Consider the following 14,706-nt stretch of genomic DNA (forward strand, 5'->3'; position numbering starts at 1 on the left):
TCCGTACAATAAACAAAAAGCTCTAACTAGATGAACTGTAAGAGTTTGTCTAGTTAGGGCTATTCTTTGAATTTAATCAATGAAGATAAAGTGGCTATCATTGATTTAAATAGTTATATAATCTTAAGTTAACCGGAGTTTCTAATTTTAATTCGAGTTCAACCACTTTCTGATGCTTGCCTTCTCTGGTTTCCTTCTCAATCTCCTGAAAACTTCCATCAATCGATCGGCATTCTCCTAAATAATAAAAATCTGCCCCATCATCATCAGATTTTTTGATAAAGAGGTGAATTCGCCAATTTTGATGGTCTTTAAGTAGAGCAATTTCAGGGGACTGCATTGTTCTGGGAGAGCGTGTAAACCAAATCAAATGATCCAAATCCCTGAACCGGTCTTCGTAAGCCATTAAGGCTCCTTGAAAATCCTCGCCTTTGTTTAAGGTGACGAATATCGCAAACTCACCGTCGGAATAAGTATAACCTCCAATATTTTGCGCTACCACCTGCTCCTGCCAACCTAGGAAACGAATGGCTTCCTTACGACTATACTTTTTATTTAGGGTTAGTCGTTGGCTTGTATCATATTCCCTAGCCATCATTTGAGCACAGGCCAGTAAGTCAATCATTAGATCATAAAAATAGGAATCTGCCAAAGCAAGCCTGAAACTATCGGTTAGTTCATAGACACCACCCATTTCATGCAAAAGTTGGACTTCTTGATAATTCTTAGCGTCACTGCCCTTGTAAAAGCGCAAGTCCAAACTATTGATAACTGATTGAATGGTCCTCTCATCGTGGGGTAACTGATGGGATTGGAAGAGTCTAATCATCTCTTCTCTGGAAACTTGTGTTTGATGGTGAATTAATAGATCCAATAGCAAGAGCTCATGGACTCTCTTACCCGGCAGTAGCTCCCGAGTCATAAATTTTAATATTTCATCAGCTGTAGCTGAAATAATACTTTTATTGTCCTCCATATTCACCAGGAAGCCAAAGTAAGTATTAAATTTATTAGCTATCAATAACGGATCAACAGTTTTACTTTGATAACAATCAGCAAGGCCTGGCACCCGATTTAATCGATACTTGAGATCTTGATATTGTTTTTCTAAGACTTTCTTGTTATCGAGAGGAGCCTGATCAATCGCTTTAAAGATTTTTTCCTTGGCGATCTCTTCGAAATTAATTGAAGATAAGCCTTGAACATAGTGGGTATCAAAGACATCTCTTCTTAACTGGTCTCGGTTACTTCCTACATCACCAGTTAAGGCCATCGGTATCATATAATTATTTTTATAGTTACCAATAAAGTCAATGATAGTCACAAATTCTTTACTATGATGTTTTCTTAAGCCTCTTCCCATTTGTTGAATAAATATGATGCTAGACTGAGTGTTTCTTAGCATAATGACTTGGTTGATCATCGGAATATCAACCCCCTCATTAAAAATATCCACTGTAAAAATATAGTTTAATTCACCAGCTTCAAGCTTTTCGATGGTTTCAAGACGGTATTTTTGATCATCTTCTCCAGTCAAGGATCGTGAGGGAATCCCTCTTAAGGTAAATTCGTCAGCTAATTTGCTAGCTTCCTCTCTTCGACTGCAAAAGACTAGACCCCGAGCTTTGTTGCCAGAACAACCGTAATAATTTATTTTTTCAATCAAAAAATTAACGCGCTCATTAATGGTTAAATACTTTAAATCAGTAGTATCAGTAATAACCTCACCATCTATTTCATAATCACTGACTCCAAAATAATGAAAAGGACTCAGCATATCTTCCCCTAAAGCTTCTTGCAGACGGATTTCATAGGCAAGGTTAAAATCAAATAGTTCATAAATATTAAAATCATCTGTCCGCTCTGGTGTAGCAGTAAGCCCTAGTAAGAATTTGGGCTGGAAATAATCAATCATCTTTAAATAAGAGCGAGCTCCCGCCTTATGAACCTCATCAATCAAGATATAATCAAAGTGATCCTTGGCAAATTTAGTGAGATAGTCATCCTTAGCTATTGTTTGTATAGTTGCCAAAAGATATTTAGCCTGATAGTCTTTATGATTTCCAGTTAGGAGACCGTAATCTGAATTTGGTCCTCCTAGAACACGTTTAAAGGATGCCATGGCTGATCTTGCAATTTGTTCTCGATGGACAACAAATAAGACACGATTGGGTTGAGCTTGAGCAATCTCAAAGGCGGCTAAATAGGTCTTTCCCGTTCCTGTTGCAGAAACAACCAGAGCTCATTTTTCTCCGGATTCCCTCACGGCTTGAATACGCTCTAAAGCTACTTTCTGCATTTTATTAGGTGAGATATAGGTCACATTAGAGGATTTTTCTTGAATAACTTCCGCCTGTAAGATTTGTTGCATGGGAAGATAATCTTCGCGATATTTCTTGATCCATGACGAAGTCAATGGCTTAGCAAAGTCCCACTCGGATTCTAAATGTTTCTCTATTTGATAAATAATTTCTCCATGACTGAGGCTGGTTAGTTTTATGTTCCATTCGTAATTCAACTTCAAAGCGCTCATTGTTAAATTTGAGCTACCAATAATTAGAGAGTCATGGTTTCGATGATTAAATAGATACCCCTTTGCATGGAAACCTTTTTTCTCAGAAATACGAACTTCTAAATTAGGTATTTGCATCAAGGAATCAAACATATCAGGATGGTTGAAGGATAGATAATTGGAAGTTAAGAGTCGACCGCTAACTCCCTTTCTAGCCAAGTCTGCTAGTTGAGTTTTTAATCCATTTAAACCGTCTTGAGTGATAAAAGCTACAGAAAAGAAAAAGCTCTGACTGGTTAAAGCCTCATCCTGCAGCACCGTTAACAGATATTGCCCCTTGTCTGGTTGATTAATAATCAAGGATGGATCGTAAATTGAGCCTATTTGATGGCGATCAATAAAGGCTTTATTTAACGATTGTTTGAGAGCTTCTACACCAAACTCCATCTCTAAAAGTCCTCTTGAATCTGATGGACAATCGGCCAGTCAGCTGGAGCCCAATCCAATGATGCTAATTCATCAACGGCCAACCAACGATATTGTATATGTTCAGTTAATTTAGGTTGCCCGTTCACTAACCGGCAAATAAAAGCATGCAAATGAACACGGCCAAAATCGTAATCGTAGATGGATTCAGCAAAGGGCTCATCATCGATAGCTACTTTGATTAAGAGTTCTTCTTGAATTTCTCTAGCTAAAGCTTCTCTTGCAGATTCTTCACTTTCGATCTTACCTCCTGGGAATTCCCACTTATTTTCAAGACTTCTACCCGGTCCTCTTTGGACACAGTAAATCTTATCATTATCAACTATGATTGCTGCCGAAACTTTAATCTCTTTCACTGTCTTACCCCCTGAACTGATTTGATCTAATAGTAACAATTATGTGAATCAAGATCAATTCACAATCAGATCCACCCATAGCAAAAAGCTACAAGGCCGATATTTCGCATGGTTTTCAAGAAGATCCAATACGTGAGTGGATCCTCTCCCATCAAAATGTTCGACTTTGTAGCTTTCTGTCATCGTATTTAATAATTAGTCACTCATTCGGTTGAATGCGTCTGACGCGTTGGTACTCTTGGTCTAATAGATTCGCCATATGAGTCAAGCGGATATAAAAGTCTTCGATCACTTCTACTAGTTCTGGTGTGTCATAATCCAATCGGTAATCAAAGTAATTATCCCAATAGAGATAGATGACCGCTTGGAACAATTCCTTACCTAGAACGTCTGACTGGTGTTCTCTGACTACATGGAGAAGTTCTTCTAATCGTTCTCTCTGAGTATAGAGATCCTTGAAGCCAGCCTTAATCTCAATATGAAGTAAGTCCAGCATATAAGTCTGAGTCTGTCTACCTGCTCTCATCTCATCTTGAATCATCCATTGGTGGTCGAGATGATTCATCAATTGATGCAAATGAATGTCCATATACTCGCAATATTGAATGGCCATATCTAAAGCCATCTGGTAATCATACTTGGCCATCTACAAGCTCCTTACTTATTAGAATAGAATTAGATTCTATTAATAGAATACCTTCTAGCAAGGGAAATGTCGAGTGAATTATTGTAAAGATTGTGTAAAGATCAGACAATGTACGGATTAATCTCCGTTATAGATGGTTGGGATAATCTTGTAGTCAACGGTTCGAATGGCTTCAAGGTCACGTCCACCCGCGTAAGAGATGGAACTTTGTAAGTCTTCTTCCATTTCCTTGAGGGTATCGAAGATGGATCCGCGACTTTCGATCAAGATTCGCTTACCTTCGACGTTCTTGTATTCACCTTTTTGGAATTGAGAAGCTGATCCAAAGTATTCTTGATAGACCACACCATCTTCTTCCACAGTCGCTCCAGGTGATTCCTGGTGAGCTGCTAGAAGTGAACCAATCATGACCATATCAGCACCAAACCGGTAGCTCTTAGCAATATCTCCATGAGTGCGAATACCCCCATCAGCAATAATAGGTTTACGAGCTGTCTTATGACACAAGCGAACAGCTTGTAGCTGCCAACCGGCTGTACCAAAGCCTGTCTTAACCTTAGTAATACATACTCGACCGGGTCCAACCCCAACCTTAGTTGCATCCGCCCCTGCATTCTCCAAGTCACGGACCGCTTCAGGAGTTGCGATATTACCAGCAATTAAGAAGGTATCTGGCAGTGCTTGCTTGATATACTTGATCATCTCGATCACTTGGTTGGAATGACCGTGTGCTACATCAATAGTAATGTACTCGCACTTCAAGCCACTAGCCTTTAATTCATCGACAAAGTCATATTCTTCTTCCTTGATTCCCACACTAATCGAAGCATAGAGACCTTTATCAAGCATGTGCTTGACGAAGTCTAGACGCTTTTCCGGTTGGAAGCGGTGCATGATATAAAAGTAACCCTCGCTTGCTAACTTCTCAGCAAGTTCTTCATTCAAGACGGTCTGCATGTTGGCAGGTACCACTGGAATCTTGAAGGTACGGGGACCGAACTTAATTTCTGTATTACACTCACTCCGACTCTTAACAATACACTTATTGGGAATGAGTTGCACCTGTTCATAATCAAAACTTGTTTCTAACATGACGAATTCTCCTTTAGTTTATCTTTTTGCATAGTCAAAGGGCACAATTTTCATGTACCCTTTGTCAAATATAATTAGTGAGCAAAATCTTGCTCGGGTGTTTCCTTTAGAATAATATTTAAGATTAAAGCTACAATAGTTCCAGCTGAGATTCCTGATGAGAATAAACCAGCCAGGAAGCTTGGTAATTGGGCGGTAATCTCTGGTCGGAAGGCAACACCTAGACCAATACCAATCGATGCAGCTGTAATAATTAAGTTACGCGTATCGAAGTGAATCTCACTAAGTGACTGAATACCAGAAGCAGCAACCGTTCCAAACATTAGGATCCCTGCCCCACCCAGTACAGGAAGTGGCATTACAGAGATAATGGTTGCTAGTTTAGGACTCAAACTAAGTGCAATCATAATTGCTCCAGCATAGACAGCCACTTGTCTTGAAGCGTTTCGAGTAAGGGGAATCAAGCCCGCATTTTGCGAGAAGGTAGCTGCTGGGCCGGATCCGAATAGAGGCGCAATCATTGACCCCACACCATCCGCACGGACACCCGCAGCAATATCTTCGTCACTAACTTCTTCTTGAGTGACTTGGCTTAGAGTTTGGACAACCCCAACGGTCTCGATGACCGTCACTAGGTAACCCGATAGGAATGGTAAGGCATAGCGCCAATCAAAGTCAATCCCAATTCGGTTGAAGCTTGGGGCAGCTAACCATGGCGCCCGGGCTATCTGACCCAAGTCAACCAAGCCCATTGGAATACAGACTAAGTAGCCAATCCCCATACCAATCAAGATCGCATAACTTGAGATGTGACCCGGTGCATAATGGTTAATTAAGACCACTAAGATCAGAACTGCTACCGAGATTAAGAGGTTCAAGGGAGCACCGTAATCGGCAGATCCTGCCCCACCGGCAGCCCAATCCATGGCTGCTGACATCAAGGTCGCACCCATCAAGGTAATCACCGAACCCGTAACAACGGGTGGAAAGAACTTCATCAGTGGTTTGATGAAGTAGCTCATGACAACTTCCAACAAGGAGGCCAACATGGTTCCACCGAAATAGGCCGGTAAACCGCCTAAGGCAATAACACTATAGGCAGGTCCAATAAAGGCAAAGTCTGTCCCCATAATGGTCGGAAGCCCTACCCCCACTCTGAACCATTTAGGTCCGATACCCACAGATTGGATAATTGAGACCAGTCCTGAGACAAAGAGTGCTGCTGAGATTAGATAGGCTGTTTCTTGAACATCAGACCCTGCCATTCCAGCAATGATAATTGGGACAGCGACCAAGCCACCAAAGGCTGTGATCACATTTTGTAATCCAAGTAACAAGGATTCGCCGACCTTTGGCCGATCCTCGACATGATATCTAAGTTGTATACCTGTTTGTTTTGCTTCCATAAGTCCCCCTTTAGACGATAACTTTCTGCAACAAAATCTAGTATAAGCAACCTATTTTTATTTGCAACCAATTAAATGAACTTTAGTGATTTTAATCTGGCGAATGTTCGTCTTTTTACTGCTGAGATTATAAAACCTCTTGTATCAAGGTTTTTGCGCCTATCAAGCAGGATTCTTGAATGGCTGTTAGATTGGACCTATAATAAGTTTACACATTAAATTTTAATGATGATTATTAAAGGAGGAATCTCATGTCACTTAGAGACAAATTAATTGGAACTTGGCGCCTCGTTTCCTATCAGACGGAAGAAGATGGCCAGATCGTCTATCCTTTCGGAGAAGATGCGACGGGTTTCATCATGTATAACCCAGACGGTTACATGTCAGCCCAATTGCAAAAGCAAGGCAGACCAGCCTATGAATCCGGTGATATCCACACAGGAAGTCAAGAAGAGATGGCTGCAGCTGCTCACGGTTACTTAGCCTATAGTGGACGCTTTGAAGTGGATGAAGCTAAGAATCAAGTCACCCACTACATGGATGTCAGCATGAACCCGACATGGCAAGGACAGAGCCAGCCGCGCATCGGGCAGATTGATGGGGATATCCTATCCATCTACAATGGGCTCAAACCCGAAGATCAACTCAAGTGGCAACGAGTCGAACCCTACCAAGGATAAGGAGGATATAATGGCAAATACAAATCGTGTCGTCGTAGTAACAGGTGGTGGCTCAGGAATTGGTCTAGCTATCGCTCAAGCCTTTGCTGAGAATGGTGATAAGGTAGCCATTCTAGGCCGGACCCAAGAAAAATTAGACCAAGCCAGTGAAACCCATGATAATATTTATGGCTTCGCTTGTGATATACAAGTCGAATCCAGTGTCCAAGAGACCCTAGAAGCCATCCACGATCAATTAGGAACCGTTGATGTACTCGTTAATAATGCGGGGCTTCAACGAATTCATTCAGTGGAAGATTTCCCACTTGAAGATTGGGACCAAGTCATTGGCACTATCTTGACTGGAACCTTCCTGATGACTAAGTATTGTCTACCAGACATGCAAGCTGCGGAATGGGGCCGAGTGATCACCATTTCATCCGGCCATGGTCGCCGTCCTGACAAATATAAGTCTGCTTATGTCGCCAGCAAATATGGTCAGATTGGCTTTACAGCTACCGTAGCCATGGAGAATGCTCAAAAGGGTATCACCGCCAACTGCATTCTTCCAGGAGCAACTAATACTGACCTTATCCAAAACCAACTTGGCGATCTTGCCGATAAGGACGGAACATCCAAACAAGAAGCTCTTGAAACGCATATCTTAGGAGCTCAATGGATGAAGCAACTCATCGAGCCTGAAGAAATTGGTGCCTTAGCCGTCTTCCTAGCTTCCGATGGGGCAGCTAAGATCACTGGTGAATCCATCGGTATTACTGGAGGCGAATAAGCAAGTCAGCTGTAATTAACAAGGGAATCCCTAACAATTCTTTATTTGATTGTTAGGGGTTCTTTTTTATTGAGGGAGTAGAAAGTGGACTCCCTGCATCAAGACATAGGTAATTCCAGCAGCAATAATGGGACCAGCAGCAATTCCTTTAAAGAAGACAACTCCAATAATCGTTCCTAAGGTCAAGGCGATGGTCACCATGGGACTCTCATTGATTAAAGAGACTCCCCTAGCCGAAAGAATAGCAACCAGTATGCCACAGAGGATCCCCAACCATCCCAAGGGTGATTTGAAGGCATCTACTAAGTCTTTCCACCCTATTTGACCAGTTGCGATTGGAATCAGAATACTAATGGTAATGATGGTCACCCCGAATGAGATTCCTTTTTTGTTGAGATAAGGCATGATTACTTGCCCTTGGGGAATTGCTAATAATAGCATCACGAAGCCGGTGGCAATCATTAAGCTTGTATTGTGAGCTACAAAACCAATACCAAAGATAGCTGCAAGTAATAACCAGCGTTCAATCATCCGTCTCTCCTCCTTTCTAACTGCGGTCTATTTTACCATAAAATCAGCTCTTTATTGAAAGTTTTCAAAAATTATGAGATTCAGCTAAAAATTAAAAGGATAGTCTAATGATTTAATGATAATCCTTTCAGTTGAGCCTTTATAAGGAGCTAAAGTAGTATAATCGAACAGACGCACAAAGGAGGCGGAACTTTATGAATGAAAAATTAAGTTTCCAACAACGGCTCGTGACAGCCCTGATGCTGTTTGGCTTATTTTTTGGAGCGGGTAATATTATTTTTCCGGTCTTTCTAGGACAGAATGCCGCTAGCCAAGTAGGACCTGCAGTTCTAGGCTTTAATATCACAGCGGTGGGACTTCCCTTATTAGCCATTGTCGCTATGGGACGAAGCGGAGCTGGAACCGCCATGGAGCTGGCCGGTCGAGCGGGACGGGGCTTTGCTTACTTTTTTACAGTGGCCTTGTATTTAACCATTGGTCCCCTATTTGCTACTCCTAGATTAGCTACGGTCTCCTATGAGGTAGGCTTGGCAGGACTCTTACCAGCTGAAGTGAACCCAAATCTTGCGCTTTTTATCTATAGTTTGCTTTTCTTTGCGGGGGTTTTGACTTTATCCTTGAAGCCATCCAAGATCATGGACTGGGTGGGTAAATATTTGACGCCCACCTTCCTATTCTTATTAGCCATTATCTTGATCCGTAGTTGGTTGGACCCTCAATCTGGGCATTTCTTTCCAGTGGGTTCTTATCAACACAACGCCTTTACTACTGGTCTCCTTGAAGGCTACAATACTATGGACAGCCTAGCTGGCTTAGCCTTTGGTGTGATTGTTATCCAAACCATTCGAAGTTTTGGTATCCAAGAGCAAAATAAGATCGCCCGTGAAGTGCTCTACAGTGGGTCAATGACTTTGATCTTGATGGCCTTGATCTATTTATTTCTTGCCCTAACTGGGAGTCATAGCTTGAACTATCTACCGGTAGCTAGCAATGGAGGCCGAGCCCTTTCTCAGATTACCCAGTACTATTTCCAAACACCCGGTCAAATTCTACTGACCTTGATGATGGTTATAGCTTGCTTGAAGACTGCGGTTGGCCTAGTTGTTGCCTTATCTGAGACCTTCAGCCAACTTCCTTTAGGAATTTCGCAGAAGAATTGGGCCATTATCGCCTCTGCCCTTTCGCTACTTATTGCTAATATTGGCCTAGAAGCCATTATCCAGCTTTCGCTACCAGTCTTAATGTTCTTATATCCCTTGGCGATTGTTCTGGTGTTTTTGACCTTTCTACCTGCCTCCCTTCAAGGCCAGTCACTCTATCAAATCTGTCTGGCTGTTACTGGTTTGGCTGCCTTCATTGATGCAGTGGCTGCTAGTCCGACCCTTATTCAAGGTCAGACCTGGGCGCAAGCCTTAATCGCTTGGGGAGAAAGTTGGCTCCCCTTTTTCCAACAAGGGTTTGGTTGGCTACTTCCAGCTATCTTTGGCCTAGTCTTGGGTGTTGCCTATCAAAGCTTTCACCAAGCTTAAGTTAATCGATCAATCCTTCTCCCTGCTGAGTCCCAGTGACAGCTAGCGGGGAGATTTTTGTTTGGGGGAATCTGTCGGGTGTTTGACAGCGTTTACCAAGAGAATTATACTTAACTTAGTAATAATATTCACAATTAAGAAAGGATGATTTCGATGTCTAGTTATCAGGGTAAGGCGAATGGATTCCATGGTGAGGTTGTCAGTCATATCACTATCGATGACCAGGGGCAAATTCAAGCTGTAGAGGCTTCCTATCAGGATTCAGCCTTGATTGGAGGCTTAGCCATTGATCGATTGACCCAGGAACTGAATCAAGGCCAAGCAAGCCTTGATGAAATAGATGCAGTCACTGGAGCTACCTTCTCCTCTCAAGCTTATCTAACAGCAAGCAAGAAGGCATACGCTGCCTACCAAGGTCATATTAGCCAAGCAGAAGCTAGTGATCCCGACTATGCCTTGGAGGATCCAGAGTCTTCTCAAGTGGACGTCACTTCAAGTGCCTCCCAAAGTCCACAAGACAAGACTGTTAATACCTCTCACGTTGAAGCGATAATTCCTGTAGAAGATGCTGACTTTGAAAGGGCAGTGGATGTCATTGTGGTCGGGTCCGGTGGAGCCGGATTATCGGCTGCCGTTGAAGCAGCTCGTGCCGGTAAAGAGGTATTAATCTTAGAAAAAGCCGGTATACCCGGAGGAACCACCAATTGTTCAGGTGGCGTTATTCAAGCAGCTGGCACCCGCTACCAAAAAGAACTTACTGATTATAAAGACGACACACCTGATAAGCACGCAGACCTCTGGTTACGAGCTGGTGACGGGCTCTTAGATGAAGCCCTAGTTAGAGATCTGGCTCAAGGATCCCCTAATAATATCGAGTGGCTAGCTGATATGGGGCTAGAGTGGGATACGCTCTATGGACATAGTCACATCCCAACCGTACCTGAAGACCTTCATGCAGACCGGATTCACCAATATAAGGGTGGCGGTGCTGGTGGTCAAGGAACCCACCTCACTCAAACGCTCTTAAAGGCTGCGCAAAATGCTGGTGCAGAAATCCTATATGATGCTGAAGTTGTCAGCTTGGTGCAAGACTTGAAAACCAGCCAAGTTCACGGCGTCTCCTTTAAACACTTGGATGACAAGAAGACTTACCAAGCCCGCGACGGAGTGGTCCTAGCAACAGCTTCGATTGACCACAACCCTGCCTTAGCCAGAGACTTGAGCCCGCAACACTATCAAGACCTCCTCTACAATACCGTTCTAGCTGCTTCAACCAACACCGGGGACGGAATCTTAATGGGTCTTGAAGCTGGCGCGGGTGTCAGTGGATTTGGTGGTTGTATCGACTTTGATGGCGGAACGGGTAATGCCACTAATAATCAGATTCCAACCATACCGATGATCATGGTTAATGGTGCCGGTCAACGCTTTGTTTGTGAAGATGCTACTTATGCCTACCAATTCCGGGCCATCTTCCAAGAAGAGAAAAAGCACTTCCACCCTACCTACATGATCTTCGCTGATTCATCCATCCAAGCACCCGGTTCACCTTGGACTAGTGAGACCTTAGCCAGTCAAGTAGAGGCCGGACAAATTCTAAAGGCTGAGACCCTTGAAGAACTTGCTGATCTGATCAAGGTTCCTCACGTTACCTTGAAGAATACTATCGATCAATGGAACAGCCAGGCCAAGCAAGGACAAGATCTGGCTTACGGCCGAATTCAAGGGGTGGAACCATTGGAAGCACCTTTCTATGCCCGGGCTAACAGCGCCACTAACCTAGGCTCTCTAGGAGGCTTAAAGATTAATACGGACTCTCAAGTTCTCACCCAGACTGGTCAGGTCATTCCAGGTCTTTACGCTGCAGGACTAGCTGCTGGAGGCTGGATCGGATCTTACTATCCAGGAAGTGGAACAGCTATTGCTGGCATTATTCACCAAGGACGTAAGGCCGGCCAAAAGTTAGGACAAACCACTAACTAAATTGATCTCAAGGACATCAGGTCTCTGGTGTCCTTTTTATTTTCTTGTTCAAGAAGTAGAAAGCCCATGATATAATAAATAAACAAAGAGGGAGGGATACTATGCCAATTTGGCAACGAACCATTAAATTAGTGCTTGTGACTGTGATTGCGATCCTGATCGCTCAAAGTCTGCAACTTCAAAATACTAGTGCTGCTGGCGTCATCGGTATCTTAACCATCCTAGATAGCCGTCAGGAAACCTTATCTAAGGCCGGTGCCTACTTTGTCGCTACTTTTCTAGCCTTTGCTATTGCCGGATTAAGCTTCAACTTGATCGGCTTTAACGTCTGGGCCTTAGGCGCTTACTTGTGTCTATTTGTACCCCTAGCTTATCTGACACACTCCCAATCAGTAATCGCTCCGGTCACTGTCCTTGTCACCCATTTCCTGTCTGCTGGAACTTGGAATTGGCAGTGGCAAGTGAATGGCTTCTTGTTAATGGTCATCGGCGTTGGGGTTGCTCTGATTCTCAATCTCTGGATGCCTTCCCACCAACAACCCCTTGAACAAGCCAGACTGGCTATTGAATCGCAAATGCGCAAAATCCTAGCCATGATGGCCCACTTCTTGAACCAACAAGACACCCAGATCACTGAGCAAATCAAGCCCGAATTAACCAAATTAGGCGACTTATTAAGTGATTTTGAATCCATTAGCCTCTTAGACTACAGTAATCAGGTCTTTAATAAGCAAGCATACTACTTGGAATATACGAGGATGCGTCAAGAGCAATACCAACTCTTGACCCAAATGGCCCAAGCCCTTCCCCACATCCACTTGAATATCAAGCACAACCGCACCCTATCAGCTATCTTTGTTCAAACATCGGCAGAATTAGATGCCTCCAACACTGGCAGTCAGCTCCTTGAAAATATTGCCAAGCTCTTTGATATCTTCCGTCAAAGTCAGTTGCCAACCAATCGGCAAGAATTTGAGACCAGAGCCGTACTCTACCAGCTCTTATTAACTTTTGAGCGCTTTCTTGAAGTTAAATATGACTTCTACCGCGAATTTGGCCATAAATAAAACATAAAAATCTCCTTGATGAAGCCTGGTAAAACCCACTTCATCAAGGAGATTTAACTCTGTCCGATTAGCAAAATCGCAATTATCTAATCGGATAAATTATGTTAAGCAATATATTCTTCCAAGGCCCAATTAGCTTCCGGAGTGACCCCGCGGTAACCGTCTTTGTAGAGATCCTTGGCATAGAGCCGATTGTAATAGAGTGCCCACAAGATATTAGCTAGATTCCCAAGCAGACGACTAGCGCCATCATCGTAGAATCCATGACTAATCTCACCCAAGATAATATTAATAATAATCATTAAAAAGAACCATTTCCAATCTCTTCTAAAGAGCGGCACCCAAAAGCCAAAAAACAAAGTAGTCCAAGAAATACCCAATTTGATGGATTTCATATTTCCCATCGCATCTGCAACTGTAATCATAAATTTCCTCCTTGCCTTTTAAGACCGGTAGTGGTCCTTTTCAAACTCTTCTCGAATTTGCTCATAACTTAATTGATTCGATAATAAGACCATTAACTTAAGTCGTAATTTATCAGCAGATAAGTCCTCACCCAGGATCACGCCTAATTGTCTAAGGTGACTCTCAGAACCGTAATAGCCATAGGTACTCTCAAACAATCGACCATGTCCAACCCGCGAACCTATCACTAGTACAATACCAGCTTCCAGAGCCGCTTCCACTCCTTCGACCATCCTTTCAGTCACATGGCCCGCTCCAACCCCTTCAATAATTATACCTGAGACCTGGTCTTGGATGGCATGGTAGAAGGGTCTAGCATCCTGTCCTTGGTAAGTCGGAATAATACAAACATCCTGCTTAGCAAAATCCTTCCCCACATGATAGTGGTCTCTAAGTAATGGCTTTCTCTGGATAATGACCCGATTATTAGAGACCGTTCCAATCGGACCAAATTCAGGTGCCTTAAAGGTATCTACCCTAGATGTATGTGTCTTAACCGCTTCTCGTCCGGGGATAATATCTGAAGCAAAGACAACAAGAACTCCTAATCCTTTGGCGGCCGGACTGGCTGCTACTAGCACTGAATCAATAATATTGGCTGCGACGTCTGACGATGGGAGTGAAGAATTACGCTGGGCACCTGTAACTACCACCGGAATGTCTAGATCCATCGTGATATCCAACAAATAAGCCGTTTCTTGTAAGGTATCTGTCCCGTGAGTGATCACAGCCCCATCAATTCCATGCACCCGGTAAGCTTCTTCGATTAATTCCTTTATTTCAATCACATTCACCGGTAAAACATGCGGACTGGCAATATTCTTGTAGTCAATCTCGAGAAACTCAATTTCCTGGTCATGCAGATTAGCTTTCGCTAATAGATCTTTGCTGGTTAATTGATTGGTAGCAAGTCCACTCGCCTCTTCTTGCATGGCAATGGTACCACCCGTCGATAAAAAAGCTATTTTCTTCATAATCCCACTCTTTCAAACTAATAATTATCTTCTCCCATTGTATATAATTTCTGCTAATAAATCGACCCAAAAGAAAAAGCTAGCCACAAAGGGCTAGCTCAAAAGGATAGTATCCTTTGCATAATCTACCAATAATATAACATGATATTGAGCTTAAAACTTGGGACTAAAGTCTGAAATTAAGTAATTAATTAATATGTTTTGGACAAT

14 protein-coding genes are annotated in these 14,706 nt (G+C 42.9%); 5 read left to right on the forward strand and 9 right to left on the reverse strand.

The features are described 5' to 3' along the window. Positions 1 to 97: 97 nt before the first annotated feature. The 6 genes from T408_RS10390 to T408_RS0100895 form a co-directional block, all read right to left on the reverse strand. Positions 98 to 2,239: a DUF3427 domain-containing protein gene (locus tag T408_RS10390; protein WP_407635808.1), complete on the reverse strand. Its 2,142-nt coding sequence runs from the start codon at positions 2,237 to 2,239 to the stop codon at positions 98 to 100. A 3-nt stretch (positions 2,240 to 2,242) separates the two neighbouring features. Continuing rightward, positions 2,243 to 2,959 carry a phospholipase D-like domain-containing protein gene (locus tag T408_RS12365; protein WP_407635807.1) on the reverse strand — a complete coding sequence of 239 codons (717 nt, stop codon included), beginning with the start codon at positions 2,957 to 2,959 and terminating at the stop codon, positions 2,243 to 2,245. 2 nt (positions 2,960 to 2,961) lie between these two features. Then, the gene (locus T408_RS0100880; RefSeq protein ID WP_035419676.1) at positions 2,962 to 3,354 is read right to left on the reverse strand and encodes a (deoxy)nucleoside triphosphate pyrophosphohydrolase; all 393 of its coding nucleotides are present in this window, start codon (positions 3,352 to 3,354) and stop codon (positions 2,962 to 2,964) included. A 199-nt stretch (positions 3,355 to 3,553) separates the two neighbouring features. Beyond that, positions 3,554 to 4,000, reverse strand: a complete 447-nt coding sequence (locus T408_RS0100885) for a hypothetical protein (protein WP_028118272.1) — start codon at positions 3,998 to 4,000, stop codon at positions 3,554 to 3,556. Between the two features lie 117 nt (positions 4,001 to 4,117). Beyond that, positions 4,118 to 5,092, reverse strand: coding sequence for a GMP reductase (locus T408_RS0100890; RefSeq protein WP_028118273.1), 975 nt, complete (start codon positions 5,090 to 5,092; stop codon positions 4,118 to 4,120). 74 nt (positions 5,093 to 5,166) lie between these two features. Beyond that, complete coding sequence (locus tag T408_RS0100895) at positions 5,167 to 6,498, reverse strand: uracil-xanthine permease family protein (RefSeq protein ID WP_028118274.1); 1,332 nt, start codon at positions 6,496 to 6,498, stop codon at positions 5,167 to 5,169. Positions 6,499 to 6,749: 251 nt separating this feature from the next. On the opposite strand from T408_RS0100895, the gene T408_RS0100900 reads away from it, so the two are divergent. Then, positions 6,750 to 7,178, forward strand: a complete 429-nt coding sequence (locus T408_RS0100900; RefSeq protein WP_028118275.1) for a lipocalin-like domain-containing protein — start codon at positions 6,750 to 6,752, stop codon at positions 7,176 to 7,178. A gap of 10 nt (positions 7,179 to 7,188) precedes the next feature. Next, entirely contained in the window at positions 7,189 to 7,947 is a 759-nt protein-coding gene (locus T408_RS0100905; RefSeq protein ID WP_028118276.1) for an SDR family NAD(P)-dependent oxidoreductase, read from the forward strand. A gap of 66 nt (positions 7,948 to 8,013) precedes the next feature. Here the strand turns inward: T408_RS0100905 and T408_RS0100910 are convergent, their stop codons facing one another. Then, the gene (locus T408_RS0100910; RefSeq protein WP_028118277.1) at positions 8,014 to 8,475 is read right to left on the reverse strand and encodes a DUF441 domain-containing protein; all 462 of its coding nucleotides are present in this window, start codon (positions 8,473 to 8,475) and stop codon (positions 8,014 to 8,016) included. A 197-nt stretch (positions 8,476 to 8,672) separates the two neighbouring features. Here T408_RS0100910 and brnQ point away from each other — a divergent pair, with 197 nt between their 5' ends. From brnQ to T408_RS0100925, 3 genes are all read left to right on the forward strand, one after another. Further along, positions 8,673 to 10,007, forward strand: coding sequence for a branched-chain amino acid transport system II carrier protein (gene brnQ / locus T408_RS0100915; RefSeq protein ID WP_028118278.1), 1,335 nt, complete (start codon positions 8,673 to 8,675; stop codon positions 10,005 to 10,007). A 153-nt stretch (positions 10,008 to 10,160) separates the two neighbouring features. Continuing rightward, entirely contained in the window at positions 10,161 to 11,990 is a 1,830-nt protein-coding gene (locus T408_RS0100920) for an FAD-dependent oxidoreductase (RefSeq protein ID WP_028118279.1), read from the forward strand. 101 nt (positions 11,991 to 12,091) lie between these two features. After that, on the forward strand, positions 12,092 to 13,057 hold the full coding sequence (locus T408_RS0100925; protein ID WP_028118280.1) for an aromatic acid exporter family protein: 966 nt from the start codon (positions 12,092 to 12,094) through the stop codon (positions 13,055 to 13,057). 104 nt (positions 13,058 to 13,161) lie between these two features. Here the strand turns inward: T408_RS0100925 and T408_RS0100930 are convergent, their stop codons facing one another. After that, positions 13,162 to 13,482, reverse strand: a complete 321-nt coding sequence (locus tag T408_RS0100930) for a DUF2628 domain-containing protein (RefSeq protein ID WP_028118281.1) — start codon at positions 13,480 to 13,482, stop codon at positions 13,162 to 13,164. 18 nt (positions 13,483 to 13,500) lie between these two features. Then, positions 13,501 to 14,496: an asparaginase gene (locus T408_RS0100935; RefSeq protein ID WP_028118282.1), complete on the reverse strand. Its 996-nt coding sequence runs from the start codon at positions 14,494 to 14,496 to the stop codon at positions 13,501 to 13,503. Between the last annotated feature and the right edge of the window lie 210 nt (positions 14,497 to 14,706).

It is taken from the genome of Hutsoniella sourekii ATCC 700629 (assembly GCF_000518205.1).
GTDB lineage: Bacteria > Bacillota > Bacilli > Lactobacillales > Aerococcaceae > Hutsoniella > Hutsoniella sourekii.

What these genes read in the sequence shown, in the direction of transcription:
- T408_RS12365 (WP_407635807.1), bottom strand. Translation starts at nt 2,959, where the DNA reads ATGGAGTTTGGTGTAGAAGCTCTCAAACAATCGTTAAATAAAGCCTTT.
- T408_RS0100885 (WP_028118272.1), bottom strand. Translation starts at nt 4,000, where the DNA reads ATGGCCAAGTATGATTACCAGATGGCTTTAGATATGGCCATTCAATAT.
- T408_RS0100890 (WP_028118273.1), bottom strand. Translation starts at nt 5,092, where the DNA reads ATGTTAGAAACAAGTTTTGATTATGAACAGGTGCAACTCATTCCCAAT.
- T408_RS0100895 (WP_028118274.1), bottom strand. Translation starts at nt 6,498, where the DNA reads ATGGAAGCAAAACAAACAGGTATACAACTTAGATATCATGTCGAGGAT.
- T408_RS0100900 (WP_028118275.1), top strand. Translation starts at nt 6,750, where the DNA reads ATGTCACTTAGAGACAAATTAATTGGAACTTGGCGCCTCGTTTCCTAT.
- T408_RS0100905 (WP_028118276.1), top strand. Translation starts at nt 7,189, where the DNA reads ATGGCAAATACAAATCGTGTCGTCGTAGTAACAGGTGGTGGCTCAGGA.
- brnQ (WP_028118278.1), top strand. Translation starts at nt 8,673, where the DNA reads ATGAATGAAAAATTAAGTTTCCAACAACGGCTCGTGACAGCCCTGATG.
- T408_RS0100920 (WP_028118279.1), top strand. Translation starts at nt 10,161, where the DNA reads ATGTCTAGTTATCAGGGTAAGGCGAATGGATTCCATGGTGAGGTTGTC.
- T408_RS0100925 (WP_028118280.1), top strand. Translation starts at nt 12,092, where the DNA reads ATGCCAATTTGGCAACGAACCATTAAATTAGTGCTTGTGACTGTGATT.
- T408_RS0100930 (WP_028118281.1), bottom strand. Translation starts at nt 13,482, where the DNA reads ATGATTACAGTTGCAGATGCGATGGGAAATATGAAATCCATCAAATTG.
- T408_RS0100935 (WP_028118282.1), bottom strand. Translation starts at nt 14,496, where the DNA reads ATGAAGAAAATAGCTTTTTTATCGACGGGTGGTACCATTGCCATGCAA.